The sequence below is a fragment of the Bosea sp. 124 genome (assembly GCF_003046175.1).
Classification (GTDB): Bacteria; Pseudomonadota; Alphaproteobacteria; order Rhizobiales; family Beijerinckiaceae; genus Allobosea.
Genome location: NZ_PZZM01000001.1, coordinates 3981722 through 4007609, shown reverse-complemented (window position 1 = coordinate 4007609; position 25888 = coordinate 3981722). Strand labels below are relative to the sequence as shown.

General features: G+C 65.8%; 28 protein-coding genes and 1 tRNA gene. 4 read left to right on the top strand and 25 right to left on the bottom strand.

Annotated elements, in window-relative coordinates:
- Positions 1-80: 80 nt before the first annotated feature.
- From C8D03_RS19055 to C8D03_RS19040, 4 genes are all read right to left on the bottom strand, one after another.
- A complete protein-coding gene (locus tag C8D03_RS19055) occupies positions 81-680 on the bottom strand; it encodes a TRAP transporter small permease subunit (protein WP_108048687.1) in 600 nt (199 codons plus the stop codon).
- Between the two features lie 312 nt (positions 681-992).
- Positions 993-1068: transfer RNA gene (locus tag C8D03_RS19050), tRNA-Lys, on the bottom strand.
- Between the two features lie 143 nt (positions 1069-1211).
- Entirely contained in the window at positions 1212-2492 is a 1281-nt protein-coding gene (locus C8D03_RS19045; protein ID WP_108048685.1) for a solute carrier family 23 protein, read from the bottom strand.
- A 234-nt stretch (positions 2493-2726) separates the two neighbouring features.
- Entirely contained in the window at positions 2727-4319 is a 1593-nt protein-coding gene (locus C8D03_RS19040) for a 2-isopropylmalate synthase (protein WP_108048683.1), read from the bottom strand.
- 391 nt (positions 4320-4710) lie between these two features.
- Between C8D03_RS19040 and C8D03_RS19035 the strand changes: the two genes are divergently transcribed.
- Together C8D03_RS19035 and C8D03_RS19030 are read left to right on the top strand one after the other, a co-directional pair.
- The gene (locus C8D03_RS19035; protein WP_108048681.1) at positions 4711-5352 is read left to right on the top strand and encodes a YoaK family protein; all 642 of its coding nucleotides are present in this window, start codon (positions 4711-4713) and stop codon (positions 5350-5352) included.
- Between the two features lie 130 nt (positions 5353-5482).
- On the top strand, positions 5483-5827 hold the full coding sequence (locus C8D03_RS19030; RefSeq protein WP_108048679.1) for a hypothetical protein: 345 nt from the start codon (positions 5483-5485) through the stop codon (positions 5825-5827).
- Between the two features lie 40 nt (positions 5828-5867).
- On the opposite strand, the gene C8D03_RS19025 is transcribed toward C8D03_RS19030, so the two are convergent.
- The 10 genes from C8D03_RS19025 to C8D03_RS18980 form a co-directional block, all read right to left on the bottom strand.
- Positions 5868-6212: a hypothetical protein gene (locus C8D03_RS19025; protein WP_248308709.1), complete on the bottom strand. Its 345-nt coding sequence runs from the start codon at positions 6210-6212 to the stop codon at positions 5868-5870.
- 221 nt (positions 6213-6433) lie between these two features.
- Entirely contained in the window at positions 6434-8521 is a 2088-nt protein-coding gene (locus C8D03_RS19020) for a M3 family metallopeptidase (RefSeq protein WP_108048675.1), read from the bottom strand.
- A 62-nt stretch (positions 8522-8583) separates the two neighbouring features.
- Positions 8584-9303, bottom strand: a complete 720-nt coding sequence (locus C8D03_RS19015; protein ID WP_108048673.1) for a hypothetical protein — start codon at positions 9301-9303, stop codon at positions 8584-8586.
- Positions 9304-9332: 29 nt separating this feature from the next.
- Positions 9333-10238, bottom strand: coding sequence for a PhzF family phenazine biosynthesis protein (locus tag C8D03_RS19010; protein ID WP_108048671.1), 906 nt, complete (start codon positions 10236-10238; stop codon positions 9333-9335).
- Positions 10235-11356 (bottom strand): endonuclease/exonuclease/phosphatase family protein, encoded by a 1122-nt coding sequence (locus C8D03_RS19005; RefSeq protein ID WP_108048669.1) that lies wholly within the window; start codon positions 11354-11356, stop codon positions 10235-10237. The genes C8D03_RS19010 and C8D03_RS19005 overlap by 4 nt, the downstream gene beginning before the upstream one ends.
- 5 nt (positions 11357-11361) lie before the next feature.
- Positions 11362-12210: a pyridoxal kinase PdxY gene (gene pdxY, locus C8D03_RS19000; protein ID WP_108048667.1), complete on the bottom strand. Its 849-nt coding sequence runs from the start codon at positions 12208-12210 to the stop codon at positions 11362-11364.
- Between the two features lie 92 nt (positions 12211-12302).
- Positions 12303-12596 carry a nuclear transport factor 2 family protein gene (locus C8D03_RS18995; RefSeq protein ID WP_108048665.1) on the bottom strand — a complete coding sequence of 98 codons (294 nt, stop codon included), beginning with the start codon at positions 12594-12596 and terminating at the stop codon, positions 12303-12305.
- Positions 12597-12781: 185 nt separating this feature from the next.
- Positions 12782-13813 (bottom strand): ABC transporter substrate-binding protein, encoded by a 1032-nt coding sequence (locus tag C8D03_RS18990; RefSeq protein WP_108048663.1) that lies wholly within the window; start codon positions 13811-13813, stop codon positions 12782-12784.
- Between the two features lie 190 nt (positions 13814-14003).
- Positions 14004-14792 carry an ABC transporter permease gene (locus C8D03_RS18985; RefSeq protein WP_108048662.1) on the bottom strand — a complete coding sequence of 263 codons (789 nt, stop codon included), beginning with the start codon at positions 14790-14792 and terminating at the stop codon, positions 14004-14006.
- Entirely contained in the window at positions 14789-15703 is a 915-nt protein-coding gene (locus C8D03_RS18980) for an ABC transporter ATP-binding protein (protein WP_108048660.1), read from the bottom strand. Before C8D03_RS18980 ends, C8D03_RS18985 begins: the two co-directional genes overlap by 4 nt.
- Before the next feature lie 203 nt (positions 15704-15906).
- On the opposite strand from C8D03_RS18980, the gene C8D03_RS18975 reads away from it, so the two are divergent.
- Complete coding sequence (locus tag C8D03_RS18975; protein ID WP_108048658.1) at positions 15907-16449, top strand: DedA family protein; 543 nt, start codon at positions 15907-15909, stop codon at positions 16447-16449.
- Between the two features lie 232 nt (positions 16450-16681).
- Here the strand turns inward: C8D03_RS18975 and C8D03_RS18970 are convergent, their stop codons facing one another.
- The 11 genes from C8D03_RS18970 to C8D03_RS18920 all read right to left on the bottom strand — a co-directional run bounded on the left by C8D03_RS18970 (position 16682) and on the right by C8D03_RS18920 (position 24077).
- Positions 16682-16909, bottom strand: a complete 228-nt coding sequence (locus C8D03_RS18970; RefSeq protein WP_108048656.1) for a hypothetical protein — start codon at positions 16907-16909, stop codon at positions 16682-16684.
- 28 nt (positions 16910-16937) lie between these two features.
- Positions 16938-17120 carry a hypothetical protein gene (locus C8D03_RS18965; protein WP_146170228.1) on the bottom strand — a complete coding sequence of 61 codons (183 nt, stop codon included), beginning with the start codon at positions 17118-17120 and terminating at the stop codon, positions 16938-16940.
- Between the two features lie 308 nt (positions 17121-17428).
- Positions 17429-18448: a ketol-acid reductoisomerase gene (gene ilvC / locus C8D03_RS18960; RefSeq protein ID WP_108048651.1), complete on the bottom strand. Its 1020-nt coding sequence runs from the start codon at positions 18446-18448 to the stop codon at positions 17429-17431.
- A gap of 36 nt (positions 18449-18484) precedes the next feature.
- Positions 18485-19132 (bottom strand): TetR/AcrR family transcriptional regulator C-terminal domain-containing protein, encoded by a 648-nt coding sequence (locus tag C8D03_RS18955; RefSeq protein ID WP_181301095.1) that lies wholly within the window; start codon positions 19130-19132, stop codon positions 18485-18487.
- Positions 19133-19287: 155 nt separating this feature from the next.
- Positions 19288-19500 (bottom strand): hypothetical protein, encoded by a 213-nt coding sequence (locus C8D03_RS18950; RefSeq protein ID WP_108048647.1) that lies wholly within the window; start codon positions 19498-19500, stop codon positions 19288-19290.
- Positions 19497-19877: a type II toxin-antitoxin system PemK/MazF family toxin gene (locus C8D03_RS18945; RefSeq protein ID WP_108048645.1), complete on the bottom strand. Its 381-nt coding sequence runs from the start codon at positions 19875-19877 to the stop codon at positions 19497-19499. Before C8D03_RS18945 ends, C8D03_RS18950 begins: the two co-directional genes overlap by 4 nt.
- Entirely contained in the window at positions 19843-20085 is a 243-nt protein-coding gene (locus C8D03_RS18940; protein WP_210203944.1) for a hypothetical protein, read from the bottom strand. Before C8D03_RS18940 ends, C8D03_RS18945 begins: the two co-directional genes overlap by 35 nt.
- 138 nt (positions 20086-20223) lie before the next feature.
- Positions 20224-20763: an acetolactate synthase small subunit gene (gene ilvN / locus C8D03_RS18935; protein ID WP_108048643.1), complete on the bottom strand. Its 540-nt coding sequence runs from the start codon at positions 20761-20763 to the stop codon at positions 20224-20226.
- Positions 20760-21485: a glutathione S-transferase family protein gene (locus C8D03_RS18930; RefSeq protein WP_348981706.1), complete on the bottom strand. Its 726-nt coding sequence runs from the start codon at positions 21483-21485 to the stop codon at positions 20760-20762. Before C8D03_RS18930 ends, ilvN begins: the two co-directional genes overlap by 4 nt.
- On the bottom strand, positions 21482-22189 hold the full coding sequence (locus C8D03_RS18925; RefSeq protein ID WP_108048641.1) for an aspartate/glutamate racemase family protein: 708 nt from the start codon (positions 22187-22189) through the stop codon (positions 21482-21484). The genes C8D03_RS18930 and C8D03_RS18925 overlap by 4 nt, the downstream gene beginning before the upstream one ends.
- Positions 22190-22313: 124 nt before the next feature.
- A complete protein-coding gene (locus tag C8D03_RS18920) occupies positions 22314-24077 on the bottom strand; it encodes an acetolactate synthase 3 large subunit (protein WP_108048639.1) in 1764 nt (587 codons plus the stop codon).
- Positions 24078-24422: 345 nt separating this feature from the next.
- Here C8D03_RS18920 and C8D03_RS18915 point away from each other — a divergent pair, with 345 nt between their 5' ends.
- A complete protein-coding gene (locus C8D03_RS18915; RefSeq protein ID WP_108048637.1) occupies positions 24423-25883 on the top strand; it encodes a GGDEF domain-containing protein in 1461 nt (486 codons plus the stop codon).
- Positions 25884-25888 lie beyond the last annotated feature (5 nt).

The following is a 25888-nucleotide window of genomic DNA, read 5'->3' as shown; positions in this document are numbered from 1 at the left end:
CGTGAGCGCGAGCAGCAGCCCGGCGACGCGAGGCAGGCGGGTGGCGGTCATGGCGGAGGTCCGGACGTCCTTGGAGGTGCTCACGAGGCCAATCCCTGCTGCTTGGCGACATCGAGCAGGCGCTGGGCCTCGGCCTCGGCTGCCGCCGCATGGCCACGCAGCGTCTCGTCGTCCTCGAGATGGCCGCGCATGATCGCGATCTGCTTGATGATCTCGGACACGCCTTGGAACGCCAGCATCACGAAGCCGACGATGACGAGGCCCTTGGCCGGCCATTGCGGCAGTCCGCCGGCGGAGAGCGACTGCTCGTTGATGGCGTAGGAGCGGGTGAAGAACGGCCAGGAATGATAGATCATCAGCAGGCAGAACGGCATCAGGAACAGGGTGTGGCCGACCAGGTCGATCCAGCGCTGCACGCTCTTGGGCAGCATGCTGTTCACGATGTCGATGCGGATGTGCTCCTTCACCTTCAGCGTCCAGGCGGCGCACATCAGGAACACGGCGCCAAACAGCATCCACTGCAGTTCGAGCCAGGCGTTTGAAGAGACGTTGAAGACCTTGCGGATGATGGCGTTCACGGTCGCGACGATCACCGCCAGCAGGATAAGCCAGGCGACCTTCTTGCCGATCTGGGTGTTGATCGTGTCGATGACACTGCTGACCCGAAGTAGTCCCTTCACGTCGGTGCTCCCAAATCCCGCGCCGGGCCTTGTTTTAAGTCAGGCCCAATCTGGACTTCGGTTATAGGAAGGCCATGACCGGCACAAGCGGGCAGGCATCTAATCCATTCGGCCATTTGCCGTGATCTTCGGCACCTGAAAGGCCTTCAACGCCACCGAATTCCGCCAGATGGCACTTCGCGAAATCGCGCCCGCGCCAGCATCGCAACGGTGCGGCATTATGGCGGCTCACACCGCCGGAATGCGGCGCCCGACCGACCCTGGCGCGCCGCGCCACGCAGGCTGTTCAACGATGTCCGGAAAGAAGGTCCGTGGTGGGTGATGTAGGGCTCGAACCTACGACCCGCTGATTAAGAGTCAGCTGCTCTACCAACTGAGCTAATCACCCATACGCCACGAAGCGCCGCCGTCCCGCAGCACGTGGCCGCGTCAGGCAGGCCGGCGATGTAGCAAAGCGCCCCGACACTGTCCACCCGTCTGCGACAGAAATATGTGAGGCCCGGCGAAATCGGTTTCGCCGGGCGGCGTCCGTCACGCCGGTTTGCGGTTCAGGAGGTGATAGAGCGCGATCGCACCGAAGGTTGCCGTGCCGATGCCGCCCAGTTCGAAGCCGAAGATCGGCAGCTTGAGGTCGCCTGCGCCGAGGATCAGCGCGGTCGCGACCGTGAGCAGGTTCTTCGGCTCCGAGAAATCGACCTTGCTCTCGACCCAGATTCGCCCGGCCGTCGCGGCGATCAGCCCGAACACCACGATGGCGAGGCCGCCGAGCACGGCCACCGGAATCGTGCCGATCACGGCGCCGAATTTCGGCGAGAAGCCGAGGACCAGCGCGATGATGCCGGCGGCGACGAAGACGAGCGTCGAATAGACCCGCGTCACCGCCATCACACCCATGTTCTCGGCATAGGTGGTGACGCCGGTGCCGCCGCCCGAGCCCGCGATCATGGTGGCCACGCCGTCGGCGAGGAAGCCGCGCCCGATCAGAGGGTCGAGATTGCGCCCGGTCATCACGGCGATGCCTTTGATATGCCCGAGATTCTCCGCGACCAGGATGATCGCGACGGGCGCAATCAGTGCCATCGCCCTGGCCTCGAACACCGGCGCGACGAAATGCGGCAGCCCGAACCAGGCGGCTGCGCCGATGCGGCCGAAATCGACCGGAGGCGCGCCGAAGCTCGGCGCCGTCGCGGCATAGACGACATAGGCGACGAGCCCGCCGATCAGAACAGGCAGACGCTGGGCCAGGCCCCTGCCGTAGACGGCGACCACCGCGACGGCGATCACGGTGAACAGCGCGATCCATTTGGTATAGGCGCTGGCCGAGATCATGTTCATCGCGACGGCGGTGAGGTTGAGACCGATCGCGGCCACGACGGCGCCCGTCACCACCGGCGGCAGCAGCTTCTCGATCCAGGCCGTGCCGACACCCTGCACGAGCAGGCCGATCGCGGCATAGAGCGCGCCGCAGGCGATGATACCGCCGAGCGCCACGCCGATATTCGCGTTCGGGCCCGAGCCGGCATAGCCGGTCGCCGCGATCACCACGCCGATGAAGGCGAAGGAGGAGCCGAGATAGCTCGGCAACTGCCCGCGCGTGACGATGAAGAACAGCAGCGTCGCGACGCCCGAGAAGAAGATCGCCACATTGGGGTCGAACCCCATCAGGATCGGCGCCAGCGCGGTTGCGCCGAACATCGCGACGACATGCTGCAAGCCGGCGATGAAGGTCTGCGCGACGGGCAGCCGTTCGTCCGGCATGACCGTGCCGGAGGTTTTCAGGGTCCAGTTCGGAAAATAGCCTGCCATCGCCATCGCTCCCCGCCATGCCTGCGGCAGCCGTGCGGCCGCCACTCGGCGAGGAGGATGAAGGCAAGTCCCGCGCCGACGCCAGATCGCCGCGAGGTCATCCACCGGAATCCGGTGAAGAGCGTCATGCTCGGGCTTGCCCCGAGCATCTCAGGCCGGAGAAGGCTCCCGGCTTTCTCCGGTTGGAGATTCTCGCGTCGGCGCGATGCGCCGCCCGAGAATGACGGCTCCTGCCCGCCCCTACTCCGCCGCGGCCTGCGCGTGCAGGCGCACGCCCTTGGCCATCAGCTTGTTGAGCGCCACCAGATAGGCCTTGGCCGAGGAGACCAGCGTGTCGGGGTCGGCGCCACGGCCGGTCACGGAGAAGCCCTCATGTGTCAGCCGGACGGTGACTTCGGCCTGCGCGTCGGTGCCCTCTGTGACGGCATGGACATCGTAGAGTTCCAGCGTCGCCTCATGCGGGACGATCGTCTTGATCGCATTGAAGATCGCGTCGATCGGCCCGTTGCCCTCGACCTCCTCGGTGACGATGCGGCCCTCGACATCCAGCTTCATCGTCGCCCGTTGCGGGCCGCGCGTCCCGGCGATCACCGTCAGCGAAACCAGTTTCACCCGGTCATGGGCGGTCGCGATGTTGTCGTCGACCAGCGCCTCGATATCCTCGTCATAGACATGCTTCTTGCGGTCGGCGAGCGCCTTGAAGCGGGTGAAGGCGTCTTCCAGCTGGTTGTCGCCGAGCTCGTAGCCCATGTCCTTCAGCTTCGAGCGGAAGGCGGCGCGGCCCGAATGCTTGCCCATCACCAGCGAGGTCTTGGTCACGCCGACGGAGGCCGGTGTCATGATCTCGTAGGTCGACTGGTTCTTCAGCATGCCGTCCTGATGGATGCCGCTCTCATGCGCGAAGGCGTTCCGGCCGACGATCGCCTTGTTGTACTGCACCGGGAAGGAGCAGGCGTTCGAGACCGTTTTCGAGGCGCGCATCAGCATGGTCGCGTCTATGCCGGTGTCATAGGGCAGCACGTCGCCACGCACCCGCAGCGCCATCACCACTTCCTCCAGCGCGGCATTGCCGGCGCGCTCGCCAATGCCGTTCAGCGTGCACTCGACCTGCCGCGCCCCGCCCTCGATGCCAGCCAGCGAATTCGCCACCGCCAGCCCCAGATCGTTGTGGCAATGCACTGAGAAGATCGCCTTGTCGGCATTGGGCACGCGCTCGCGGACTGAGGCGAACATCGTCCGGTATTCGTCGGGCGTCGCATAGCCGACGGTATCGGGCAGGTTGATCGTGGTCGCGCCGGCCTTGATCGCCGCCTCGACGGCCCGGCACAGATACTCGATCGGCGTACGGGTGGCGTCCATCGCCGACCACTCGACATCCTCGACCAGATTGCGCGCCTGCGCCACGGTGCGGGTGATGATCTCCAGCACCTCGTCCCCGCTCTTGCGCATCTGGTGCTCCAGATGGATCGGCGAGGTCGAGACGAAGGTGTGGATCCGCGGCTTGCCGGCATGGCGCACCGCCTCGCCGGCACGGGCGATGTCGGCGGTGATGGCCCGCGCCAGACCGGCGATCGTCGAGCGCTTGCTGCGCCGGGCGATCTCGGACACCGCCTCGAAATCGCCATCGGAGGCGATCGGGAAGCCGGCTTCGATGATGTCGACACCCATCGTATCCAGCAGTTCGGCGATCTCGAGCTTCTCTTCGAAGGTCATCGTCGCGCCGGGGCACTGCTCGCCGTCGCGCAGCGTGGTGTCGAAGATCAGCACGCGGTCTTTTGCGGAAGCAGCTTTGGCGGAGGCGTTGCCGGCGTGGCTCCGGGTCGATTCGGTCATGGTGAGTTCCTGAAAGAGCTGGCGCCGCTCTCGTCGGATGCAGGCGCCTTATGTCTGGAAGGTCGTTCTCGTCACTCCCCTGAGCGCCCAGGCATGCATGCCCGGCCGGCCCTCAGGGGCAGCTAAGGAGAAGAAGCAGACCAAGCGAGGATGCGAGACGCACGCGCGACCCGGCGAACCGCGCGGCGGCGCGATCATCAAACCGGATATGGGCGTGCGTCGGAGACAAAGGCGATCCTCGTGTACCTGAAACGATGTAGCCGAAACAGGCACGTCTGCGCAAGCATATGTCGCAGACGACCATGAATGGATGACGCGGACGACCTGCCCCCTATGATCGCTCCCGGCGCGCAGGCAGGGAATCGCCGGATCGCGGCTGGGGACGAACGCGATGATGCTCTACAACCGCTGGGCGATCGGCCTGGCCTTTTGCCTGTCGGGCCTCGCTGGCTATATCGACACGATCGGCTTCATCAGCCTTGGCGGCTTTTTCGTCTCCTTCATGAGCGGCAACACGACGCGGCTCAGCATCGAGCTGGCCGGTCTCCATGCCGGCGGCATCGCGATTGCCGCAACGGTGCTCGGGCTCTTCGTCATTGGCGTCATCTGCGGTTCGCTCGCCGGCCATTTCGGCGGTCGCAGGCGCAAATCCGCCGTGCTTGCGCTGGTGGCGCTCGCCCTGGCGGCGGCAGCGACGCTCGCCACGATCGGCTTCAGCTTCGCCGGCGCCGTGCTGCTCGCCTTCGCCATGGGGGCGGAGAACGGAGTCTTCCAGCGCGACGGCGAGGTCACGATCGCACTGACCTATATGACCGGGACGCTGGTGAAGATGGGCCAGCGCATCGCCGGCGCCCTGCTGGGTGGCCCGCCTTTGGCCTGGGTGCGCCATTTCGTGCTCTGGATCGGTCTTCTGACGGGCTGCATCAACGGCGCCATCGCCCATTACCTCGTCGGCCTCGGCGCCGTCTGGCTGGCTGCGCTCGCGGCCGCCATCTTCGCGGTCGCCCTGCCCTTCCTGCCCCTCGACGACTGAACCGCCCGCGATTGACCCGGAAGGGGAATCGGGCATCTTCGCTGCACGGGAGCCGGATCGGCGCAGGATGAATCGACCTGCCCGGTGAATCCGCTTCTGGACCATTGTGTAAAGCACGCCGGAGCCTGCCATGCGCGCCATCGCCCTGCCCGTTGTCGCCCTTGCCTTCGCCGCCCTGGCCGGCTGCCAGACCCCATCGGGCGGCACGCCGCCGGCGCCCTCGCCCGAGCAGGCGGCGACGGGTGTCACCCCCAACACCTTCCGCATGCCGACGGGCTCGGGCTGCTCCGGCGAGGTCGAGCGTTTCCAGGCGGTGATCGACAACGATCTCGCCACCGGCCACACCACCAAGGGCGTCCACACCCGCGTCTCGTCGGACATCTCGACCGCGCGCTCGACCTGCGCCGCTGGAAACGAGGGCGGCGCCATCGCACAGATCCGCTCCACCAAGGCGAAGTTCGGCTATCCGGGCTGAAAACCTCGGCGGGCGGTCTCGGGACCGGCCGCCGGCCTCGTCAATGTTCGTTGAGGTTGTGAATCTGGGTGCTCGTATTGCCGCCGCAGGTGTAGCAACAATTCGTGCATTTCTGCTTGCCGCCCTGCCCCATGCCCCAGTAGCGGCTTGAGTTGCCCTTCAGCCAGGCGCCGTAGCAGATTTTCTCGCCCTTGATGCAGGTCAGCGGATAGCTGACCGTGTCATAGGTGCGATTGACATAGACCTTGCCGCCGCCCGGCCACTCTGTGCGCCGGTTCTGCGAATAGAACGCGACCTCGATCGCATTCTTTGAGAAGCTGCGCAGCTTCCACGTCATAACATCGGCAGACGCCGCCGAAGGCGCGAGAACGGCAACCGCCAGCACGGCAGCCAAGTATTTCCGAAGCATGGTCTTCCCCCATCCCGAACCTGTCTTGAGTTTCGTCGGCCAGGGTTCGGAACGCTGAGGGACGTCTCGCCTGTCGAGCGCCGGACCGGCACAATCCGGTGGCGCCCGAGGCGGGGGCAGACAGCCTCTACCCTTACGTCATCGTGGCGATTTCGTGAGTCGGCGCAAGGGCTTGCGACCCGGCTTTCCGGAAATCTTCACGCCGCCAGCCCCCGCTTCTCCAGCAGCGCATCGGGCGTCGGCAGGCGGCCGCGGAACAGCGTGTAGGCCTCGGCGGCGTCGCGCGTATCGCCGGCCGCATAGATGAAGCGCTTCAGCCTGTCCGCCAGTTCGGGCGCGAAGATGTCGCCGGCCTCGAGGAAGGCGTTGAAGGCGTCGGCATCCATCACCTCCGACCAGAGATAGCTGTAATAGCCGGCCGAATAGCCATCGCCCGAGAAGACATGGCTGAAATGCGGGGTGCGGTGGCGCATGGTGATCTCCGAGGGCATGCCGAGCCGCGAAAGCTCGGCCTTCTCGAAGGCCAGCGGATCGATCTCGCCGGGCGCCTCCAGCGAGTGGAAGGCGAGGTCCACCAGCGCCGAGGAGGTGTATTCCACTGTGGCGAAGCCCTGGTTGAAGGTCTGCGCCCGCTTGATCTTGTCGATCAGCATGTCGGGAATGGGCTCGCCGGTCTCGGCATGCAGGCAATAGGCCTGCATCACCTCCTTCGTCAGGAACCAGTGCTCGTAGAGTTGCGAGGGCAACTCCACGAAATCGCGCGAAACCGAGGTGCCGGCGAGCGAGCCATAGGTCACGTCGGAGAGCAGCCCATGCAGCGCGTGGCCGAATTCGTGGAACAGCGTGCGCGCATCGTCGATCGAGAGCAGCGCCGGCTTGCCTTCGGCGGGCTTGGCGAAATTGCAGACGTTCACGATGATCGGGCGGATCTCGCCGCCGAAATTGCTCTGGCCACGGAAGGCGCTCATCCAGGCGCCCGAACGCTTCGAGGCGCGGGCGAAGTAGTCGCCGATGAAGAGGCCGATATGGCGCCCGCTGGCGGCCTCCTTCACCTCCCAGATGCGGACATCGGGGTGGTAACCCTCGAGCTCGGGTTTGGCCTCGAAGGCCAGCCCGAACAGCTTGCCGGCGACGTCGAAGGCCGCCTGGATGATGCGGTCGAGTTGGAGATAGGGCTTGAGCACGGTCTCATCCAGAGCATAGGTCTGCTGCCGCACCTTCTCGGCATAGTGACGCCAGTCCGACGGCCGGATCGGGCCGTTCTCGCCCTCGGCCTGGGCCAGCGCCGCGAGGTCGCCCGCCTCCTTCGCCGCCCGCGCCTTGGCCGGCTTCCAGACCAGTTCCAGCAGGTCGCGCACATTCTGCGGCGTCTTCGCCATCGTGTCGTCGAGCTTGAAATGCGCGAAGGTCGCAAAACCGAGCAGCTTCGCCTTCTCGGCGCGGAGCTTCACCATCTCGGCGACGATGGCGCGGTTGTCGCTCTCGTTGCCGTTCTCGCCGCGCCGGCTCCAGGCGGCGAACGCCTCTTCGCGCAGGTCGCGCCGGGTCGAGAAGGTCAGGAACGGCTCGATGATCGAGCGCGACAGCGTCACCGCATGCTTGCCCGTCTCGCCGCGATCGGCCGCGGCGCGCGCCATCGCCGCGAGCAGGAAGGCCGGCAGCCCGGCAAGGCCGGCTTCGTCCGCGATGATCAGGGCGTAGGACGATTCGTCCTTCAGCACGTTCTGGCTGAACTGCGTGCCGAGTGCCGCCAGCCGCTCATTGATCGCAGCCAGCCTCGCCTTGTCGTCAGGGCCAAGCTGCGCACCCGAGCGGATGAAGCCGCGATGCGTCCTCTCCAGCAGCCTTAGCTGCTCCGCATCGAGCCCGAGCGCGTCACGCCCCGCGAACACCGCATCGACCCGGGCGAACAAGGCCGGGTCCATCATGATCGCCGACCAGTGCCGCGAGGTGACCGGCGAAAGCTCGCGCTCGATCGCCTGCAGCGCCTCATTCGTGTCGGCGCCGGAAAGGTTGTAGAACACGCCCCCGACACGGGAGAGCCCACGGCCGGCCCGCTCCAGCGCCTCGATCGTATTGGCAAAGTCGGGCGCAGCCGGATCGGCGGCGATCGCGGCGATCTCGGCCTTGTGCTTGGCGAGCGCCGCCTCGAAGGCCGGGCTGATATGCTCCGGCCGGATCGCTGCGAAGGGCGGCAGCCCGAACGGCGTCGCCCAGGCAGCGGCGAAGGGGTTCGCGGATGCGAGCGGCAGGGCTTCGGGCGGCAGGGGCTCGGGCGTGGTCATGGGATCGCTTTCGGCTGGCGGGCGGCAGGACGATCGGACGTGCGACCAGCCCTGCCCGAATATCAGTCCTGCCCGAAGATATGGGCGAGATAGGGCTTCATGAAGACCCCCATCCTGTAGCGGTCGCAATCGGCCGCGCTGCGCAGGATCACGATGTCGTCGAGTTCCTGATCCTCCTGCGTGGCGATCCGCGACAGCATCAGCGCCCGCGCCTCCTCGGCCGGCAGGGGAACCGTGACCGGCCGCATGAAGGCGACGCGGCCGGGCGTGAAGACCGCGTCCCAGCCCTCGCCCACGCTGATCTCGGCCTCCGTCAGCCCGGTCTCCTCCCAGAGCTCGCGCACCACGCTGCCGGCGAGGTCGACCGTGCCGTCCTCGCGCAGATCGCTGCGATCGGGCGTGCCGGCCGCGAAATAGACCATCCCGGCATTGGCGGTATGCCCGCCCATGCGGCCGCACAGGAAGGCGCCGTCGGCGGCGCGCAGCGCGCCCATGGCGAAACCGTTGCGGATCGACGGCCCGGGCAAGCCGAAATCGCGCCATGCGATGAAGGCGGCGTAATCGGTCTCGAAATAGCCGGCGCGGAAGATGCCGTCCGCGATGACCGCGCGGTGCTGCAACAGGATGCGCCCGTTGAACATGCCGGCCTTGCCGTCGCTGATCTTCGCCCAATGCCCGGCGATGGCCGCGTCGTTCTCGCGCGCGAAAACCCAGTCATAGGCCTCGATCTGCGCCTCGACCCGCTGCAGCCGCACGATGCCGCCATCCGGAAAAATATCCATCGCAGTGTCTTGCGCCTTCGTACCGGGGTTCACAGCAACACGCCTTCGCTGATCATGACAGCCGAGCCCCCGATCCGTGCCGAGACGAGCGCCCCGGCCGAAACAGTCAGCTCCAGCGTGATCTGCGAGGGCCGCCCCATCTCGTAGCCCTGTTCGATCGTGAAGCGATGCTCGCCATCGCCGGGCTTCTCGAAACGCATGATGACATCCGCGAACGCAGCGACCGCGGAGCCGGTCGCCGGATCCTCCCTGACGCCCATGGCGGGGGCGAACATGCGGGCATGGAAATCATGACCGGCATCGCGGGTCTGGCGGCAATAGGCATAGGCGTTGGGCTGATCGGCAGGCCTGATCGCCTGCGACCACAGTGTGGTCTCCAGATGCACGCGCTCCAGCGCCTCGAGGCTGGAGACCGGCACGAAGGTGAAGGCCACGCCGGCGGAGACCACACTGGGAACGTGGCGATCGAAGCCGATCTCGCGCCGGTCGAGACCGAGCACCCCGGCGATCAGGGGCAGTGCCGCCGGCGGTTCGAGTTCCTGCGGCAAGCGCGGCAGGGTGAAGATCGCATGGCCGACCTGCGGCCCCGCCACGGAGACGGCGCAGGGCACGAGGCCGACAGGCTCCTCCAGCAGGATGACGTCTTCTGCCCTCCCCTCGGCGGCGTCCCGCAGGGCCAGCAGCACGGCGGTCCCGACAGTCGGATGGCCGGCGAAGGGCAGCTCGCGGCTGGGCGTGAAGATGCGCAGCGCAGCGCGATGGGCCGGCGCGGCCGGCGCCGAGACGAAGACCGTTTCGGACAGATTGAACTCGCGCGCGATTGCCTGCATCGCGGCCGCATCGAGCCCCTCGCTGTCCAGCACGACCGCCAGCGGATTGCCGGCATGGCGGGTCGTGGTGAAGACGTCGAGCGTGACGAAGCGGCGGGGCATCATCGTCCTTCCTGCGGTATCGTGAGGTCTATGGTCAGCGGGCAGTGGTCGGAGGCTTTCGGCCTGTCCCAGCCGACGCGGGGGTAGCGGTCGGCGCTGGTCGCCAGCCGCGCCATCGAGCGGTCCGGCTCGCGCGGGTCGAGCGGCACGCGATAGGGCAACCCCCGGCGGATCGTCTGCATGGCGGGCCGGGGGTTCGCGGCCGCCAGCGCCGGCGAGAGCAGGATATGGTCGAGCGGCATATGCGTCTCGACCAGATGCTGCCGGCTCTCCGACCAGTAGCGCCGGAAATGCGTCCAGCGCTCATGCTCCGGCAACGCCGCCATCGGATCGACCGCAAAGTCGTCGAGCAGCGGCTCCAGCCCGCTTTCGCCTTCGTCGATCCGTTCGGCCCGCGGCCCCAGGCCGAAACGATAGCCGTTGAGGTCGCCCAGCACGATCCAGTTGGCCTCGCGCCAGCCTTCGCCGAAGCGCTGCTTGATCAGGTGCTTCACCGCGCCGGCCTCTGCCCTTCGCACGGGCATGGTGGCCTGCCGGCCATCCTCGCGGCCATTGTCCATCGATTTGAAATGACAGCCGAACAGGGTCAGATTCCGGCCCCCGACATCCAGCGAGATGCTCAGGCAGTCGCGGGCAAAGACCTTGCCGCCGCGGTCGATGCCAAGCGCAGCGAGGTCGCGATCGTGCACACCGGCCTCGGCGAAGCTCAGGTCCCGGTGCGAGCGCACCGAGACCTGCTGCGGCGCCAGCAGATCCCGGCGGGCCGCGAAGGCGATCTCGATGTTGCGGCGGTCGTTGCCATCCATCAGTGTGAAATGGCCGTAGCGATGGTCGGCGATGCGGTGGACGTAGTTCGCGAAGAAGGCCTGCAGGCTGGCGAGCGAATCGACCTCCTGCATCATCCACAGATCGGCCTGCGCCTCGGCCAGGGCGAGCGCCGTCATCTGGCGCTTGTCGTCTTCCAGCGCCACGGCCAGCGAGCGCTCGACCGCATCGCGCTCGTCACTGCGCGGGAAGTGGAACAGCGACATGGCGGCAGCGGTGTCGGTGCGCCCGCCCGACGAAAAGCGGTGTCGCGTCAGCAGGTTCTCGACGTTGAAAGTGCCGACGCGCAGCCTCATCGCGTTCAGAGTTTCTCGGGCTGGAATTGGTGCGTCGGCGTCACGAATTCATCCTGCGCCGCAACAGTGAGGATCTCGCGGGAGCCTGCCTCCTTCGTGCGCTTCAGCAGGCCGTAGATCGAGGCCGCGGCCTTGGCCAGCGCGGCGGCGGCCGAATCCTCGCGCAGATAATGCACGAAGAACAGCGCCGCGATGGCATCGCCCGCACCGTTCACGCTGGTGTCGAGCTTCGGCGTCCGGACACGAAAGGCCCCGCGCGCATCGGCCGCCATCATGTCGAGCGCGTCATCGGGCGTTTCGTCCGTCACCAGCGAGGTCACCAGCACGACCTTCGGGCCGGCATCGCGCAGCGCCTCGACGGCGCGATGCGCGTCGGCGATCGTCCTGATCTCGATATCCGTCAGAAGTTCGAGCTCAAACTGGTTGGGTGTCACGATATCGGCGGCCGGAATCGCCTGCTCGCGCATGAATTCCGGGATGCCCGGCCGCACGAAGACGCCGCGCCCGACATCGCCGATCACCGGATCGCAGCAATAGACCGCCTTCGGATTGGCGGCACGCACCCGCTCCACCGCCGAGAGGATGGCATGGCCGATATCGGCGGAGCCCATATAGCCGGAAAGCACGCCGGTGCAGGACGGCAGGACGCCGCGCTCGCTGATGCCCTCCATCACCTCGTCGATCATGCCGCCATCGAAGACGCGGCCCTTCCAGGCGCCATAACCCGTATGATTCGAGAACTGGACCGTATGGATCGGCCAGACCTCGACGCCGAGGCGCTGCATCGGAAACACGGCGGATGCATTGCCGACATGGCCATAGACGACATGCGACTGGATCGAGAGGATGTTCATGGGGACAGCAGCGGCCTTCAACGAAACGACGCGGCGAACCTAACGGTTGCCGCGCCGCACGCAAATCGAAAGCGATCATACAAACGGGCGGATCAGGCGGTCCCCAGGCGCAGCACGCTGGCGGTATCCGTGAATTGCGTGATGCTTCGCACCTTCCCATCCTCAAAAGTGACCATATCGAGGGCCTCGAAATTCTCGGTGCGCTTGGTCGGATTGAAGGTCACATCGGCGCGCCAATGATAGGCAGCACGATCCCCTTCGACGATAAGGCCGTGCGTCTCGAACTTCGAGAAGGTGAAGGCGCTGATCAATCCAGCCATTTGTTCCCGGACCGCCGCACAACCCGCCTGGGGATGACATACGGGCCCGAGATCGGGCGCGCCCATCAGGTGGAAGCGGCATTCCGGATGGAATAAGACATCACCTTGTCGAGGTCGCCTTGCACCCGTGCCGCATAGGCGTCGTTGAGCAAGGTCTCGATCGCAGCGCGCTCGATCATCTCGGCTCTCCTTGGGAAAATTACCTTGGGTAAGATGCGAGTTTGACCGAGGCGCCGCGGGAAGTCGAGATACTACGAGCCGGCAGCCGCCTTCTTGGCGAAGCTGTCGATGAAGGTGGTCTTCAGATCGACATTCGAGGTCGCCAGCTCCGGATCGAGCAGCTTGAGCGCGTCATACATGCTCTTCATCGCATCGGGCGTGGAAATGCCGGTGCGCGAATAGCTCTCCTGCGAGTTCTTGACCGCGCGGAGATAGAGCGGCTTGTCGCCGAGATGATATTCCGCCGGCACGAGGTCGGCGACGTCCTCGGGCTTGGCCGTCTCGAGCCATTTCAGCGCCTTGACGAAGGCGTTGACGAGCTTCTGCGTCGTGACCGGGTTCTTCTCGGCGAAGTCGTTCTTGAGATAGAGCACGGCAGCCGGATTCGAGCCGCCAAACAGCGCCTTGGTGCCGGCCTCGGTGCGGGTGTCGACGACGGAGACGATGTCGCCATCCTGCTCGAGCTTAGAGGTCACCGGGTCGAGATGCGAGATGATGTCGACCTGCTTCTGCTTGATCGCGGCGACCGCGCTTGCGCCTGCGCCGATGCCGATGATCGGCGCATCCGTCGCCTTCAGCCCGGCCTTGACCATCGCGTATTGCGCCGTCAGCGCGGTCGAGGAGCCAGGCGCCGTCACGCCGATCTTCAGCCCCTTGAAATCGGCGGCGGACTTGACCTTGTCGGCCAGGTCCTTGCGCACCGCGATGGTGATGCCGGGGAAGCGCCCGAGCTCGACCACGGCGCGGATGTCCTGCCCCTTGGCCTGCATGCGGATGGTATGCTCATAGGCGCCGGTGACGACGTCGACCGAACCGCCGACCAGCGCCTGCAGCGACTTCGCGCCGCCGCCGAAATCGTTGATCTCGACGTCGAGACCCTGCTCCTTGAAGAAGCCCTTCTTCTCCGCGACCGTCAGCGGCAGATAGTAGAGCAACTGCTTGCCGCCGACGCCGAGCGTCAGCTTCGGCTTCTCGGCGTTCTGCGCGAGCGCGCCATAGGGCGTGAAGCCCAGCGAGGTCGAAAGCGCGAGCGCGGCCAGCGCCGCGCGGCGTGAGAAGATCATGGGTATTCCTCCGGGTTGAATGAATTACGCCTCTGGGGGCGCATTGAGGTTGAGAATAGGCGAGGTCGGGGCAGACGGGCAACCTTGCCGTCACGGTCGGGCCTGTCCCCAGCCATCCCCGTCTTCACCCGCCGAGCCCTGCGACGAAGACGTGGATACTCGTCATGAAGACGAGCATGACAGCTGCGCCTCACGTCGTCGTCGAACTCTGGCCCGGCCGCCAGACCAGCAGCTTCTTCTCGACCATGGTCACCACGGAATCGATCGCGATCACGAACATGGCGAGGATCAGCATGCCCGAGAACACGCCTGTCACGTCGAAGACGCTCTCGGCCTCGTGGATCTTGTAGCCGAGCCCCGCCGAGGAACCGAGATATTCGCCGACCACCGCGCCCACCAGCGCGAAGCCCACCGAGGTGTGCAGCGAGGAGAACATCCAGGTTAGCGCGGAGGGCCAGTAGACATGGCGGAAGAGCTGGCGCTCGTTCATGCCGAGCATGCGCGCATTCGCCAGCACCGTCGGCGAGACCTCACGCACGCCCTGATAGACGTTGAAGAACACGATGAAGAAGACCAGCGTGAAGCCGAGCGCGACCTTCGACCAGATGCCGAGCCCGAACCAGAGCGCGAAGATCGGCGCCAGCACGACGCGCGGCAGGGCGTTCGAGGCCTTGATGTAAGGGTCGAACACCGCCGCCAGCAGCTCGTTGCGCGCGAAGACGAAGCCGAACAGGATGCCGGCGGCCGAGCCGATGACGAAGGCCAGCACCGTCTCGGTCAGGGTGATGCCGAGATGCCAGTAGATGTCGGTGCCGGTCAGCTGGTTCCAGGTCCGCGACAGCACCGCGATCGGCGTCGAGAAGAAGAACTGCGTGGTCTTGACCTCGCCGAACAGGCTGGTTGTGGTGACAACGTGCCAAATCCCAAGGAAGACGACCATCACCAGCGCCTGCAGCGCGAGCAGCTTGACGCGGTTCATGACGCCGCTCCCCCGGCCAGTTCCTTGCTATCGACGAGTTCCCTGCCCTCGCCCATCGCATAGGCCTTCTGCACCTCAACCCGGAGCGAGGCCCAGATGTCGCGGTGGATCTCGTGAAAGGCCTTCTCCAGCCTGATCTCGGCGATATCGCGCGGGCGCGGGAGCGGCACACGGTAATCGGCGACGATGCCGGCGGCAGGCCCTGCCGACATCACGACGACGCGGTCGGACAACGCGATCGCCTCCTCCAGATCATGCGTCACGAAGATCAGCGCCTTGCGGTCTTTCGACCAGAGATCGAGCAGCAGGTTGCCCATGATCTGGCGCGTCTGCGCATCGAGCGGCCCGAACGGCTCGTCCATCAGCAGAATCTCGGGGTCGCGAATCAGCATCTGCGCCAATGCCACGCGCTTGCGCTGTCCGCCCGAGAGCATGTGCGGATAGCGATCGACGAAGGCGCGCAGGCCCACGCGGGCGAGCCATTCGCGCGCGCGCTTGTCGGCCTCGGCATCGGAAACGCCCATCGGCTCGAGCGCGACCTTGACGTTGTCGAGCGCCGTCTTCCACGGCATCAGCGCATCGGCCTGGAAGAGGTATCCCGCGCGGCGGTTGAGCCCCGAGAGCGGCTTGCCGAAGATCGAGACTGTACCGGCCGAGGGCACCAGAAGCCCCGCCGCCGCATTGAGCAGCGTCGATTTCCCGCAGCCGGTCGGCCCGACCACCGAGACGAACTCGCCAGCGGACACGGCGAGATCGATCCCGGTCACCGCCTTGTAGCGCTGGCCGCCATCGAGATGGAAGGTGATGTCGAGCCCGCCGAGCGCGACGGCGGCATTCTGCGAGGGCGAAGGATCCCGCGACGGCACATCCGCCGCTCCCGCATCGCCATGCGGGCGCTGTTGCAACTCCATGAAACCCGTTTCCCCGTCGGCATCGGGCGCTCTTGGCGGCGCCGGCCGAACCTAGCGTTCGTCGTTGCAGGCGAGACTAAGCTATCGGCCGGATAAGGCAAAGCCGTCCTTCGGCCGAGGCCCTGCCGCGACCACGCTTTGGTTGCATTGGCAAGGTGAGGCAGCGATAAGCCTCAGCCTACGCTCGAGCGACCAGGACAGACATGGCCCAACTCGAACTCTGGATGCAGGCGCTCGTCGAGTTCATGCGCGCAAACCAGGAATGGGCGATCCCGATCGTCTTCCTGATCGCGTTCGGAGAATGCGTCGCGATCCTGTCCTGGCTCGTGCCGGCGACCGTGTTCTTCACCGCCTTCGGCGCGGCGGCGGGCGCCTCAGGGCTCGATCTGGTGCCGCTGGCAATCGCCGCGGCGGCGGGGTCCGGCTTCGGCTTCTGGGTTTCCTACTGGGCCGGGCTCATTCTCGGACCGCGCGTCGACGATCACTGGCCCTTCACCACGAATCCGCAACTCCTGGCGCGCGGCCATGCGTTTTTCGAGAAATGGGGCGTTGCGAGCATCCTGATCGGCCATTTTTTCGGTCCGTTGCGCGCCGTCATCGCGATCGTCGCCGGCATCGTCAAAATGCCGTTCTGGCCGTTCCAGATCGCCAACTGGACCGCCTCGATCGCCTGGGGCTTCGCGCTGCTCTATGGCGCCGGCCGGCTCGCCGAAATGGCGACACAGGGCGGAATGCTGCCGCGCTAGCTCACGCCAGCCCGAGGATCACCGCCACGAGCAGAGCCACCGACATCGCCAATCCCAGGCCGGCCGCAACCGGCCCCTCGATCAACTTCAACACCTGCATCGCTACCTCCCATCTCTGATCGGCAACCCGCTTCCATGTCGTTCAAGTCGTCTTTATCCGAATTGTCGCCCTTCAGGTCGTCATGATCGCGGACGGCCAAGTCGACCGAAAATTTCGCGGCGCAGCAGCGCCTCAATAGGCCAGCAGCTCGACCGCGATCCAGGCCACGACTGCCAGGACAAGGCCGCCCACCAGAACCATCAGGACTGGAGCTCCGAGAAAGCCCTGCCTGGCCTCAACCGGCGTCTCCTCGGCCGGACTGGCATCGGTATGGCCATCGGCCCGCATCGGCGGAATCGTGTGTCCGCCTGCCGGGTTCTCGGTCTGCGCCCTGGCGCGTTCTTCGACTTCGATGGTCATCGCATTCCTCCGCTTCCCGCCTTGCCCCTCAACCCGGGATCACGCCGATGAAGGTGTTGAAGAGCAGAGCCAGCGCCAGCCCGGCCAAAAGCGCGCTCGGCAGCGGCCACTCTTCCTCCGTCTCCGGCCGTGCGACGCTCACGCGTTCGCGGGTGGCTCGCCCGATCTGGCGGCGGCGCCCCTGCTCGGCCCTGTCCTCATACCATGTCATCTGCCCGCTCCCGATTGTCCCGTGTGCAGTGAAAACGCGCCGCTGCGGCATCGGTTCCGGTGGGAACGGGGCAAGCCTGCCGAAACGCAAAGAGGCGGCCGCACCGCTGCGCCCGCCTCGCTCTCGTCTTCCCTTTTTCAGAACAAGGACTTGCGACGCGCGCCTGAATCAAGACCGCAAGCGGTTGAATCAGTGCGCGAGCCGCAGCTCCGCCCAGAGGTCTTCAGGTCTTTCATCGACCAGCGCCTTGGCCTTGATCACAAAGGCCGGGCGTCAGCCCGGCCGTTGCAGAAGCAAGAAGCCCTGGATCAGTTCTTGGTCTTGTCGACGAGGGCCTTAGCCTTGATCCAGGGCATCATGTCGCGCAGCTTGGCGCCGACTTCCTCGATCGGATGGGCGGCGTAGCGGGCGCGGGTCGCCTTGAACGAGGTCTGGTTGACCTTGTTCTCCAGCATCCAGTCGCGGGTGAACTTGCCCGACTGGATGTCGGTCAGCACGCGCTTCATCTCGGCCTTGGTCTCCGGCGTGATGATACGCGGGCCGGTGACGTACTCGCCATATTCGGCCGTGTTCGAGATCGAGTAGTTCATGTTCGCGATGCCGCCCTCATAGATCAGGTCGACGATCAGCTTCACCTCGTGCAGGCACTCGAAATAGGCCATCTCGGGCGCATAGCCAGCCTCGGTCAGCGTCTCGTAGCCGGCCTTGATCAACTCGACCAGGCCGCCGCAAAGCACGACCTGTTCGCCGAACAGATCGGTCTCGCACTCTTCCTTGAACGTGGTCTCGATGATGCCGGCGCGACCGCCGCCATTGGCCGAGGCATAGGACAGGCCGAGGTCATGGGCGTTGCCCGTCGCGTCCTGGTGGATCGCGATCAGGGTCGGCACGCCGCCGCCACGCTGGTATTCCGAACGCACCGTATGGCCGGGGCCCTTCGGGGCGACCATCAGCACGTCGAGGTCCTTGCGCGGCTCGATCAGGTTGAAATGCACGTTGAGGCCGTGCGCGAACAGAAGCGCGGCGCCCTGCTTCATGTTGCCGTGGAGCTCGTCACGATAGATGTCGCCCTGCAGTTCGTCGGGGGTGAGCATCATCATGATGTCGGAGACCTTGGCGGCCTCCGTCGGGGTCATCACCTTGAAGCCGGCCTCTTCGGCCTTCTTGCGGGTTGCCGAGCCGGCCTTCAGCGCGATGACGACGTCCTTGACGCCGGAATCGCGCAGGTTGAGCGCATGGGCATGGCCCTGCGAGCCGTAGCCGACGATGCAGACCTTCTTGCCCTTGATCAGGTTGATGTCGGCATCACGATCATAATAGACGCGCATGTGAGTGTATCCTTCCTTGGGGTCTGGGTGGTTTCTTCAGGCTTCCGGTGCGGATGTCCGCCCGTAAAGTGCGAGGAACTGGTCGGTGGCCCGGGCGGCGTCGCGCTCGATCTCGTCACGGCCCAGCGTCAGGGGATCGCCTAGCAGCAGCCGGATCTGCACGTCGCGGCCGACGAGGCCGAAAAAGGTCCGGAACGCCGTCTCGGATTCATCGAAAGCGAGCAGGCCCGCCTCGCGCCCGGCCTCGAGCACGGGCCGAAGCCGCTCGCCGATGGCAAAGCGGCCGTTTTCCAGAACGATCCCGCCGAGATTGCTCTTGCGCGAGGCCGCATGGCCGATGGCGAGCCGGTTCAGCGCGATCGAGGTCGGGCTGGAGATCACGGTCAGCCAGGTCGCGGCGAAACCCTTCAGGCTGTCGCGCAGCGCGGCGATGTCGAACGTCGGGCGATCATAGCGTCCGGCCCGCACCCGCGCTGCCTGCCAGCGCACCGTCGCCGTCAAAAGGCCGTCGCGATCACCGAACCATTTGTACAGCGTCTCCTTGGAGCAACTCGCCCGACGCGCCACGGCGGTCATGGTGAGCTGATCGCCCTCCTCCACCATCAGCGACAGCACGGCATCGAGCACGGCCTGCTGGCGCGCCGTCGGCTCGTCCGTGTCTGCTGTGTTGCGCGTCGCCGCCATGGCCATCCAAACCTGGATCGTCTAAATCTGGAGAAAATGCCGTACCGTACGTTACGGTTCGGCTATCTAGCGTAGTCTGGAAACCTCCGCAAGGCGCTTTGCGGTCCATCGAATGCGGCCTTGCGAAGACCGGCTGGGCGACACCCGCGCTCGTTCTACAAGCCTGCCATCTGCTGGCTCGCAATCCGCTGCAGGAAGATCGCTGCAATCGTCAGGACGAACCCCGCCCACCACAGTGGCGAGCGCAGGCTTTTGCCGCTGCCGGGCGCCTCGGCCGGCGCCTTGCCGCTGAGACGCTGCAGGATCGGCCAGGCGAAACAGCCGAAGCCGACGATACCGAGCCCGAGGGCGATGTGTTCGAGGTTCATAATGGGGACGAGTCGGTGATGGGAATGATGCTCATATAGGCCGCGACGCGGTGCTTGACGCGCAAAGTCACCGCTTCGGGAAGTCGTCCGATCAGGCGCAGTTTGCGAAAATCACGATCGATTATGCGAGCCTGATCGGTCAGCACGAAGCCGCTAACCACGCAGCCCGACGGAACCGCGGCTTTCGTCGGCCAGGGCTCGGGATTCCAAGTGATCGGGCAGATCAGGATGCGCGACGAGAACTGGTGCAGCGCGTCGTCGGACATGAGGACAACAGGTTGCCGACCTGCCTGCTCTGAACCGAGAACCGGGTCGAGATCGACCCAGTAGACTTCGCCCGACTCAGGATGCCCGCTTGCGCGGGTTGTAGTCGTCATAGATCACCTCGGAGCCGACATCAGGTCCCCAATCGACATCGTCGCGCGGCGCGTTCTTGATGCCTCCAAGACGCTTTGCTTCCTCTATCATCCATTCCAGCGTGACCGGGTAGGGCTCAGGTCGTGCCTGCGACGGCACGGCCTCGTCATCTGCGGGAGCGACCTTCAAACAGATTGTTCCCTGCTCGACCGATACATCGACCGTCATTCCGGGCTCCAGCTAGAGCTGCTCGACCACGGCCTTGGGCAGCCGCACGGCCGTGCTGTTGCCCCATTTGGCGACCTGAACCTTCATCGCTCCGCTCCTGGTCGGATATCCATAGCATCCGGCCCGGATATCCGGAAATCACATCGCGTCCGGTCCGCGGCTCATCGCCGCGATGCCGGTGCGCGAAACTTCCGTCAGCCCGACAACTGTCATAAGCTTGATGAAGCGCTCGATTTCCTCGGTCGAGCCGGTCAGCTCGAAGACGAAAGAGGTCAGCGAGGCATCGAGCGTGCGTGCGCCGAAAGCGGCCGCAAGGCGCATCGCCTCGACCCGGTGCTCGCCCTTCCCCACCACCTTGACGAGGGCCAGTTCGCGCTCCAGCGCCTCGCCCTGCAGCGTGAGATCGACGACGCGATGCACCGGCACCAGCCGGTCGAGATGCGCCTTGATCTGGTCGATGACATTGGCGGTGCCCGAGGTCACCACGGTGATGCGCGAGATGTGCTTCTCATGCTCCGTCTCGGAGACGGTCAGGCTCTCGATATTGTAGCCGCGGCCGGAGAACAGCCCGGCGATGCGCGCCAGCACGCCCGGCTCGTTGTCGACGATCACGGCCAGTGTGTGGCGCGCGACAGGCTGCGCGACGGGGGCGTTCGGGTAGTGCGTCGAGGTATTCATGGCGAAACTCGGCTGCGGCTGAGAGAGGGACGAAAATCGGTCAGGACAGGCTCGGCGGCCTCGTCCTCGGCGATGATCCAGGGCTCGGCGAGGGCACCGATGCGCCAGGACTGGAATCCCGGCGTCGCCTGCACCGCCTCGCAATAGGCGACGCTGACAGGGTCCGGAGCGATGCCGTAGCCGGTGAAGCGCGCCGTCACCGGCGCAAACATCGCGTCCGCGGCCGTGAAGGCGCCGAAAAGGAACGGCCCCGCCCCACCGAAGCGCTCGCGCGCCTCACGCCAGATCGCGCAGATCCGCGCGACATCGGCGTCGACCTTCGGCCCGCGGTCGCGCGCAGCGTGCACCCAGGCGAGGTTCATCGGGCAGGCATTGCGCAGCACCGGGAAGCCGGCATGCATCTCGGCCGAAATCGAGCGCGCCATCGCCCTCGCGGCCGGATCGCGCGGCCAGATCGCGAGATCGGGCCGTGTATCGGCGACATGGTCCAGGATCGCCAGCGACTCCCAAACCTTGATCTCGCCATCGATCAGCGCCGGCACCTTGCCGGCCGTCGTGAAGGCGGAGATCGCGCGTTTCCATTCCGGATCGTCGAAGGTCTGCCCAAACGGGACCAGCACCTCCTCGAACGGAATCCCGAACTCCGTCAGCAGCAGCCAGGGCCGCAGCGACCAGGAGGAATGATTCTTGTTGGCGATGACGAGCTTCATCACGGGTTTCATGCGGCCTGGCTCTCCGCCGCCAGGGCGAAGTCGAGCGCCGCCTCGACATGCAGCGCGGTCGTGTCGAACACCGGCAGCGCGCTATCCGCCTGCGAGATCAACAAACCGATCTCGGTGCAGCCGAGAATGACGCCGTCGGCCCCTTGGGCGGCAGCCTTCGCGATGATCGCAAGATAGCGCGCCTTGGACGCCGGCTTGATCCGGCCGCGGCAGAGTTCCTCATAGATGATGCGGTGAACCTCCTCGCGCTCCCCCTCCTCGGGGACGACGGCCTCGACACCGAAGGCGGCGAGCCTGCCGAGATAGAAGCGCTGCTCCATGGTGAAGCGCGTCGCCAGCAGCAGCGGACGCCGCGACGCGGTCTGCCGGACCGCCTTGGCAGTCACATCCGCCAGATGCAGGAAGGGCACGCGTGTCGCACCCGTGATCCGGTCGGCCAGCTTGTGCATGGTGTTGGTGCAGAGCACGAGGCAGTTTGCACCCGCCCGCTCGAGGCGCAGCGCGCTGTCGGCGAGCACGTCGCCCGCGGCATCCCAGTCGCCCCTCGCCTGCATTTCCGCGACCGGCGAGAAGTCGAGCGAGTGCAGCAGGACATCGGCCGAGTGCAGCCCGCCCTGGCGCGCCCGCACCCCCTCATTGAGAAGCCGGTAATAGACCGCGGTCGATTCCCAGCTCATTCCGCCAATAAGGCCGATGGTGGTCATGAAATTCCCCTGTATCGCGCTCGGGCGATCGTCATTCTCGGGCTTGCCTCGAGAATCTCTTGCAGGATGAAGCGCTTCATCCTGCAAGAGATGCCCGGGTCGAGCCCGAGCATGACGCTGCCGTTCAAACCAGCTGCTTGCCCTTGGCGTCGATGATCTCGCCGGTATCGCCCTCGAAATCGGGCAGGATCATCTCGTTATGGGCCTTGCCCGACGGGATCATCGGGAAGCAGTTCTCATGCTTGGCGACGAGGCAGTCGAAGATCACGGGCTTGGGCGTCTCGATCATCTCCATGATCGCGTCGTCGAGCGAGGCCGGGTCCGAGCAGCGGATGCCGTGGCCGCCATAAGCTTCGGCCAGCTTCACGAAGTCCGGAAGGGACTGCGAATAGCTCTCCGAATAGCGCCCGCCATGCAGCAGTTCCTGCCATTGGCGCACCATGCCCATATATTCGTTGTTCAGGATGAAGATCTTGACCGGCAGCCGGTATTGCACGGCCGTCGACATCTCCTGCATGTTCATCAGGATCGAGGCTTCGCCCGCAACATCGATGACGAGCGCCTTGGGATGCTTCATCTGCACGCCGATCGCCGCCGGCAGGCCGTATCCCATGGTGCCGAGCCCGCCCGAGGTCATCCAGCGGTTCGGCTCCTGGAACTGGAGGTACTGCGCCGCCCACATCTGGTGCTGGCCGACCTCGGTCGTGATGTAGGTGTCCCGGTCCTTTGTCAGGGCCTGCAGCCGCTCGAGCGCATATTGCGGCTTGATGATCGAATCCGACTGCTTGTAGCCGAGGCTTTTCCGTGCCCGCCAGCCGTCGATCTGCGTCCACCACGCCGTCAGCGCCGTCTTGTCGATCTGGGGCGAGGTCTCGCGCCAGATCCGGACCATGTCCTCGAGCACATGGGCGCAGTCGCCGACAATGCCGATATCGACCTTGACCGTCTTGTTGATCGAGGACGGGTCGATATCGATATGGATCTTCTTCGAGCGCGGCGAAAAGCCGTCGAGCCGGCCGGTGATGCGGTCGTCGAAGCGCGCGCCGATATTGATCATGACGTCGCAGTCATGCATCGCGAGGTTGGCCTCGTAGGTGCCGTGCATGCCGAGCATGCCGAGCCACTGCCTGTCGGCGGCCGGGAAGGCACCGAGCCCCATCAGCGTCGAGGTCACGGGGAAGCCGGTCAGGCGCACCAGTTCGCGCAGCAGCGCCGAGGCATGCGGGCCGGAATTGATGACGCCACCGCCGGTATAGAACACCGGCTTCCTCGCCGATGCGATCAGCTCGATCGCGGCCTTGATCTTGTTGAGATCGCCCTTGACCGTCGGCCGATAGGTCTTGTGCTGATTGTCGCGCGGACGGCTATACGCCCCCATCGCGAACTGGATGTCTTTCGGGATGTCGACGACGACCGGGCCAGGCCGGCCGTTGGCGGCGACGAAGAAGGCCTCGTGCAGGATGCGCGGCAGGTCCGCGATGCTCTTCACCAGATAATTATGCTTGGTGCAGGAGCGCGTGATGCCGACCGTGTCGCATTCCTGGAAGGCGTCCGAGCCGATCAGATGCGTCGGGACCTGGCCCGTGATGACGACGAGCGGGATCGAGTCGAGCAGCGCATCGGTCAGCCCGGTGACCGCATTCGTCGCGCCCGGCCCCGAGGTGACCAGCACGCAGCCGACCTTGCCGGCGCTGGAACGGGCATAGCCCTCCGCCGCATGCACGGCGCCCTGCTCGTGCCGGACCAGGACATGCTTGACCTTGTCCTGCTGGAACAGCGCGTCATAGATCGGCAGCACGGCGCCGCCCGGATAGCCGAACAGATGTTCGACACCCTGGTCCTGAAGCGCGCGGACGACCATATCGGCACCGGTCATCATCTCGCTCATAACGGTCTCCTGCAGCAGTTCGGTTGGGGGCGTGGTCGAAAAGCGGGCAATAAAAAAGGCCCTCGAGGGGCCTGGACGTGCGCTGGCGTCGGGAAGACGCGGCTCAATCAAGAACCGGCCCCTACCAGCGCACCCGTACGATAATAAGCTTGCGCATCGCGCTTCGACCCTTTGCAGATGTTGCGGGACGCTAATCGACCCCTGCCCGTCGGTCAAGCGCTATCCGAGACGACCATCGCGACCCCGTCTCGATCGATCCCGCAGCCTGCAGCAAATCCGAGGCCGCAACGGAACACTTTTTCAACGAGGGGTTGCTAACCTCGCGGCGCTCGCTTCGGGACGGCCATGTATCAGGAAGTTCATACCGACAACATCGCAGCCCGCGCCCACGCACCGGAGGTGGCGGAGCTGTTCCAGCGTTTCCGGCTTGGCGCGAACGGCGCGGCCGGCGTTCCCTACGAGGCGTTCTGCCAGGAGATCATGCCCGGCTTCGGCGCCGACCTGATGGTGCTCGCGCCGACCGACGACGGCGATTACGCCTTCATCCATTACGGGCAGGAGATCGTCCGCTATGTCGGCGCCAGCCGCCTGAAGGAGCGCGTTTCGGCGATGGCACCGCAGGTCGCGCGCTTCACCATCGCCTGCTGCGACAGGGCTCTCTCCGAGGGTGGGGCGATCTACACGGTGCATCGCTCCCTGTCGACCGTCCGGGTGAGCCTGTGGGAAAGGCTGATCATGCCGGCCACGGCCGCCGATGGCCGTCGCTTCCTGATCGCGTTCAGCCGCCCGCTCCAGTTTCACGAGGAACTCCTGAAAGCTGTGCTCGAGACCTCGCCTTCGGGCATCGTCGCGCTGCGCGCCATCCGCAGCGAAGCCGGCAATGTCGAACGCACGGTGATCCTGACCGCCAACCGCCGCGCCGCCGTGATCGCGGGCCGTCCGGACCATGACCCGGTCGATGAGGACGCCAGGACCGGCCTGCCCTTCCTGGCCGAGCCGACGGTCTGGCGACGCTGCCTCTCCGCCTTGGAACTGCGCCGCCCCGATATGATCGAGACCTCCTTTTCGTCCGGCGGGCAGACCGTCTGGCTGCGGATCGCGGTCGCGCCCCTGGGCGACGGGCTGGTCTTGACGATCACCGACGTCTCCGACCTGACGGTTGCCAATCAGACGCTGAAAAGCCGCGCCGCAACGCTCGCGCTGGAGATCGGCCGCGAACGCGCCACCCGCCGCGCGCTCTCACAGGAGATCGGCCAGCGCGAGGAGCGCGAGCAGCAACTGCGCCGGCTCGCCGAGACCGACCCTCTGACCGCGCTCCTCAATCGCCGCTCCTTCACCGAGAAGGCCAACGCCGCGATCTCAGCCTGCGAGGCCAGCGGCACCGCGATCGCCCTGATCGTCGTCGATCTGGACCACTTCAAATCGGTCAATGACAGCCATGGCCACCCCGCCGGCGACGCGGTGATCCGCGCCTTTGCCGATCTGCTGCTCGGCCTCGCGCGGACAGATCTCGATCTCGTCGGCCGTTTCGGCGGCGAGGAGTTCGCCATCCTCCTCCCCGGCGCCGATCTCGAGATGGCGTTGCGGACGGCGTTGCTCATCCAGGACGAACTCGCCGCCCGCCGCCTGCCGGTCTCCGAGGCGCTGGCGCTCCAGGTCTCGGCCAGCCTCGGCGTCGCCGCCCGCCTCGGTTCGGAGACGCTCCCCGCGCTGGTCGAGCGGGCCGACCGCGCGCTCTATCGCGCCAAGAACGAAGGCCGCGGCTGCATCCGCCTCGCCGATCCGGACATCTCGGTCGCAGCCTGAGCGCT

What these genes read in the sequence shown, in the direction of transcription:
- C8D03_RS18915 (WP_108048637.1), top strand. Translation starts at nt 24,423, where the DNA reads ATGTATCAGGAAGTTCATACCGACAACATCGCAGCCCGCGCCCACGCA.
- C8D03_RS18965 (WP_146170228.1), bottom strand. Translation starts at nt 17,120, where the DNA reads ATGACATGGTATGAGGACAGGGCCGAGCAGGGGCGCCGCCGCCAGATC.
- C8D03_RS19005 (WP_108048669.1), bottom strand. Translation starts at nt 11,356, where the DNA reads ATGAGGCTGCGCGTCGGCACTTTCAACGTCGAGAACCTGCTGACGCGA.
- C8D03_RS19040 (WP_108048683.1), bottom strand. Translation starts at nt 4,319, where the DNA reads ATGACCGAATCGACCCGGAGCCACGCCGGCAACGCCTCCGCCAAAGCT.
- pdxY (WP_108048667.1), bottom strand. Translation starts at nt 12,210, where the DNA reads ATGAACATCCTCTCGATCCAGTCGCATGTCGTCTATGGCCATGTCGGC.
- C8D03_RS18990 (WP_108048663.1), bottom strand. Translation starts at nt 13,813, where the DNA reads ATGATCTTCTCACGCCGCGCGGCGCTGGCCGCGCTCGCGCTTTCGACC.
- ilvN (WP_108048643.1), bottom strand. Translation starts at nt 20,763, where the DNA reads ATGAATACCTCGACGCACTACCCGAACGCCCCCGTCGCGCAGCCTGTC.
- C8D03_RS18980 (WP_108048660.1), bottom strand. Translation starts at nt 15,703, where the DNA reads ATGGAGTTGCAACAGCGCCCGCATGGCGATGCGGGAGCGGCGGATGTG.
- ilvC (WP_108048651.1), bottom strand. Translation starts at nt 18,448, where the DNA reads ATGCGCGTCTATTATGATCGTGATGCCGACATCAACCTGATCAAGGGC.
- C8D03_RS18950 (WP_108048647.1), bottom strand. Translation starts at nt 19,500, where the DNA reads ATGAACCTCGAACACATCGCCCTCGGGCTCGGTATCGTCGGCTTCGGC.
- C8D03_RS19035 (WP_108048681.1), top strand. Translation starts at nt 4,711, where the DNA reads ATGATGCTCTACAACCGCTGGGCGATCGGCCTGGCCTTTTGCCTGTCG.
- C8D03_RS19010 (WP_108048671.1), bottom strand. Translation starts at nt 10,238, where the DNA reads ATGATGCCCCGCCGCTTCGTCACGCTCGACGTCTTCACCACGACCCGC.
- C8D03_RS19020 (WP_108048675.1), bottom strand. Translation starts at nt 8,521, where the DNA reads ATGACCACGCCCGAGCCCCTGCCGCCCGAAGCCCTGCCGCTCGCATCC.
- C8D03_RS18940 (WP_210203944.1), bottom strand. Translation starts at nt 20,085, where the DNA reads ATGACGGTCGATGTATCGGTCGAGCAGGGAACAATCTGTTTGAAGGTC.
- C8D03_RS19030 (WP_108048679.1), top strand. Translation starts at nt 5,483, where the DNA reads ATGCGCGCCATCGCCCTGCCCGTTGTCGCCCTTGCCTTCGCCGCCCTG.
- C8D03_RS18985 (WP_108048662.1), bottom strand. Translation starts at nt 14,792, where the DNA reads ATGAACCGCGTCAAGCTGCTCGCGCTGCAGGCGCTGGTGATGGTCGTC.
- C8D03_RS18925 (WP_108048641.1), bottom strand. Translation starts at nt 22,189, where the DNA reads ATGACCACCATCGGCCTTATTGGCGGAATGAGCTGGGAATCGACCGCG.
- C8D03_RS18995 (WP_108048665.1), bottom strand. Translation starts at nt 12,596, where the DNA reads ATGGGCGCGCCCGATCTCGGGCCCGTATGTCATCCCCAGGCGGGTTGT.
- C8D03_RS18920 (WP_108048639.1), bottom strand. Translation starts at nt 24,077, where the DNA reads ATGAGCGAGATGATGACCGGTGCCGATATGGTCGTCCGCGCGCTTCAG.
- C8D03_RS18955 (WP_181301095.1), bottom strand. Translation starts at nt 19,132, where the DNA reads ATGGCGGCGACGCGCAACACAGCAGACACGGACGAGCCGACGGCGCGC.
- C8D03_RS18970 (WP_108048656.1), bottom strand. Translation starts at nt 16,909, where the DNA reads ATGACCATCGAAGTCGAAGAACGCGCCAGGGCGCAGACCGAGAACCCG.
- C8D03_RS18975 (WP_108048658.1), top strand. Translation starts at nt 15,907, where the DNA reads ATGGCCCAACTCGAACTCTGGATGCAGGCGCTCGTCGAGTTCATGCGC.
- C8D03_RS19045 (WP_108048685.1), bottom strand. Translation starts at nt 2,492, where the DNA reads ATGGCGATGGCAGGCTATTTTCCGAACTGGACCCTGAAAACCTCCGGC.
- C8D03_RS18945 (WP_108048645.1), bottom strand. Translation starts at nt 19,877, where the DNA reads ATGACGACTACAACCCGCGCAAGCGGGCATCCTGAGTCGGGCGAAGTC.
- C8D03_RS18930 (WP_348981706.1), bottom strand. Translation starts at nt 21,485, where the DNA reads ATGAAACCCGTGATGAAGCTCGTCATCGCCAACAAGAATCATTCCTCC.
- C8D03_RS19015 (WP_108048673.1), bottom strand. Translation starts at nt 9,303, where the DNA reads ATGGATATTTTTCCGGATGGCGGCATCGTGCGGCTGCAGCGGGTCGAG.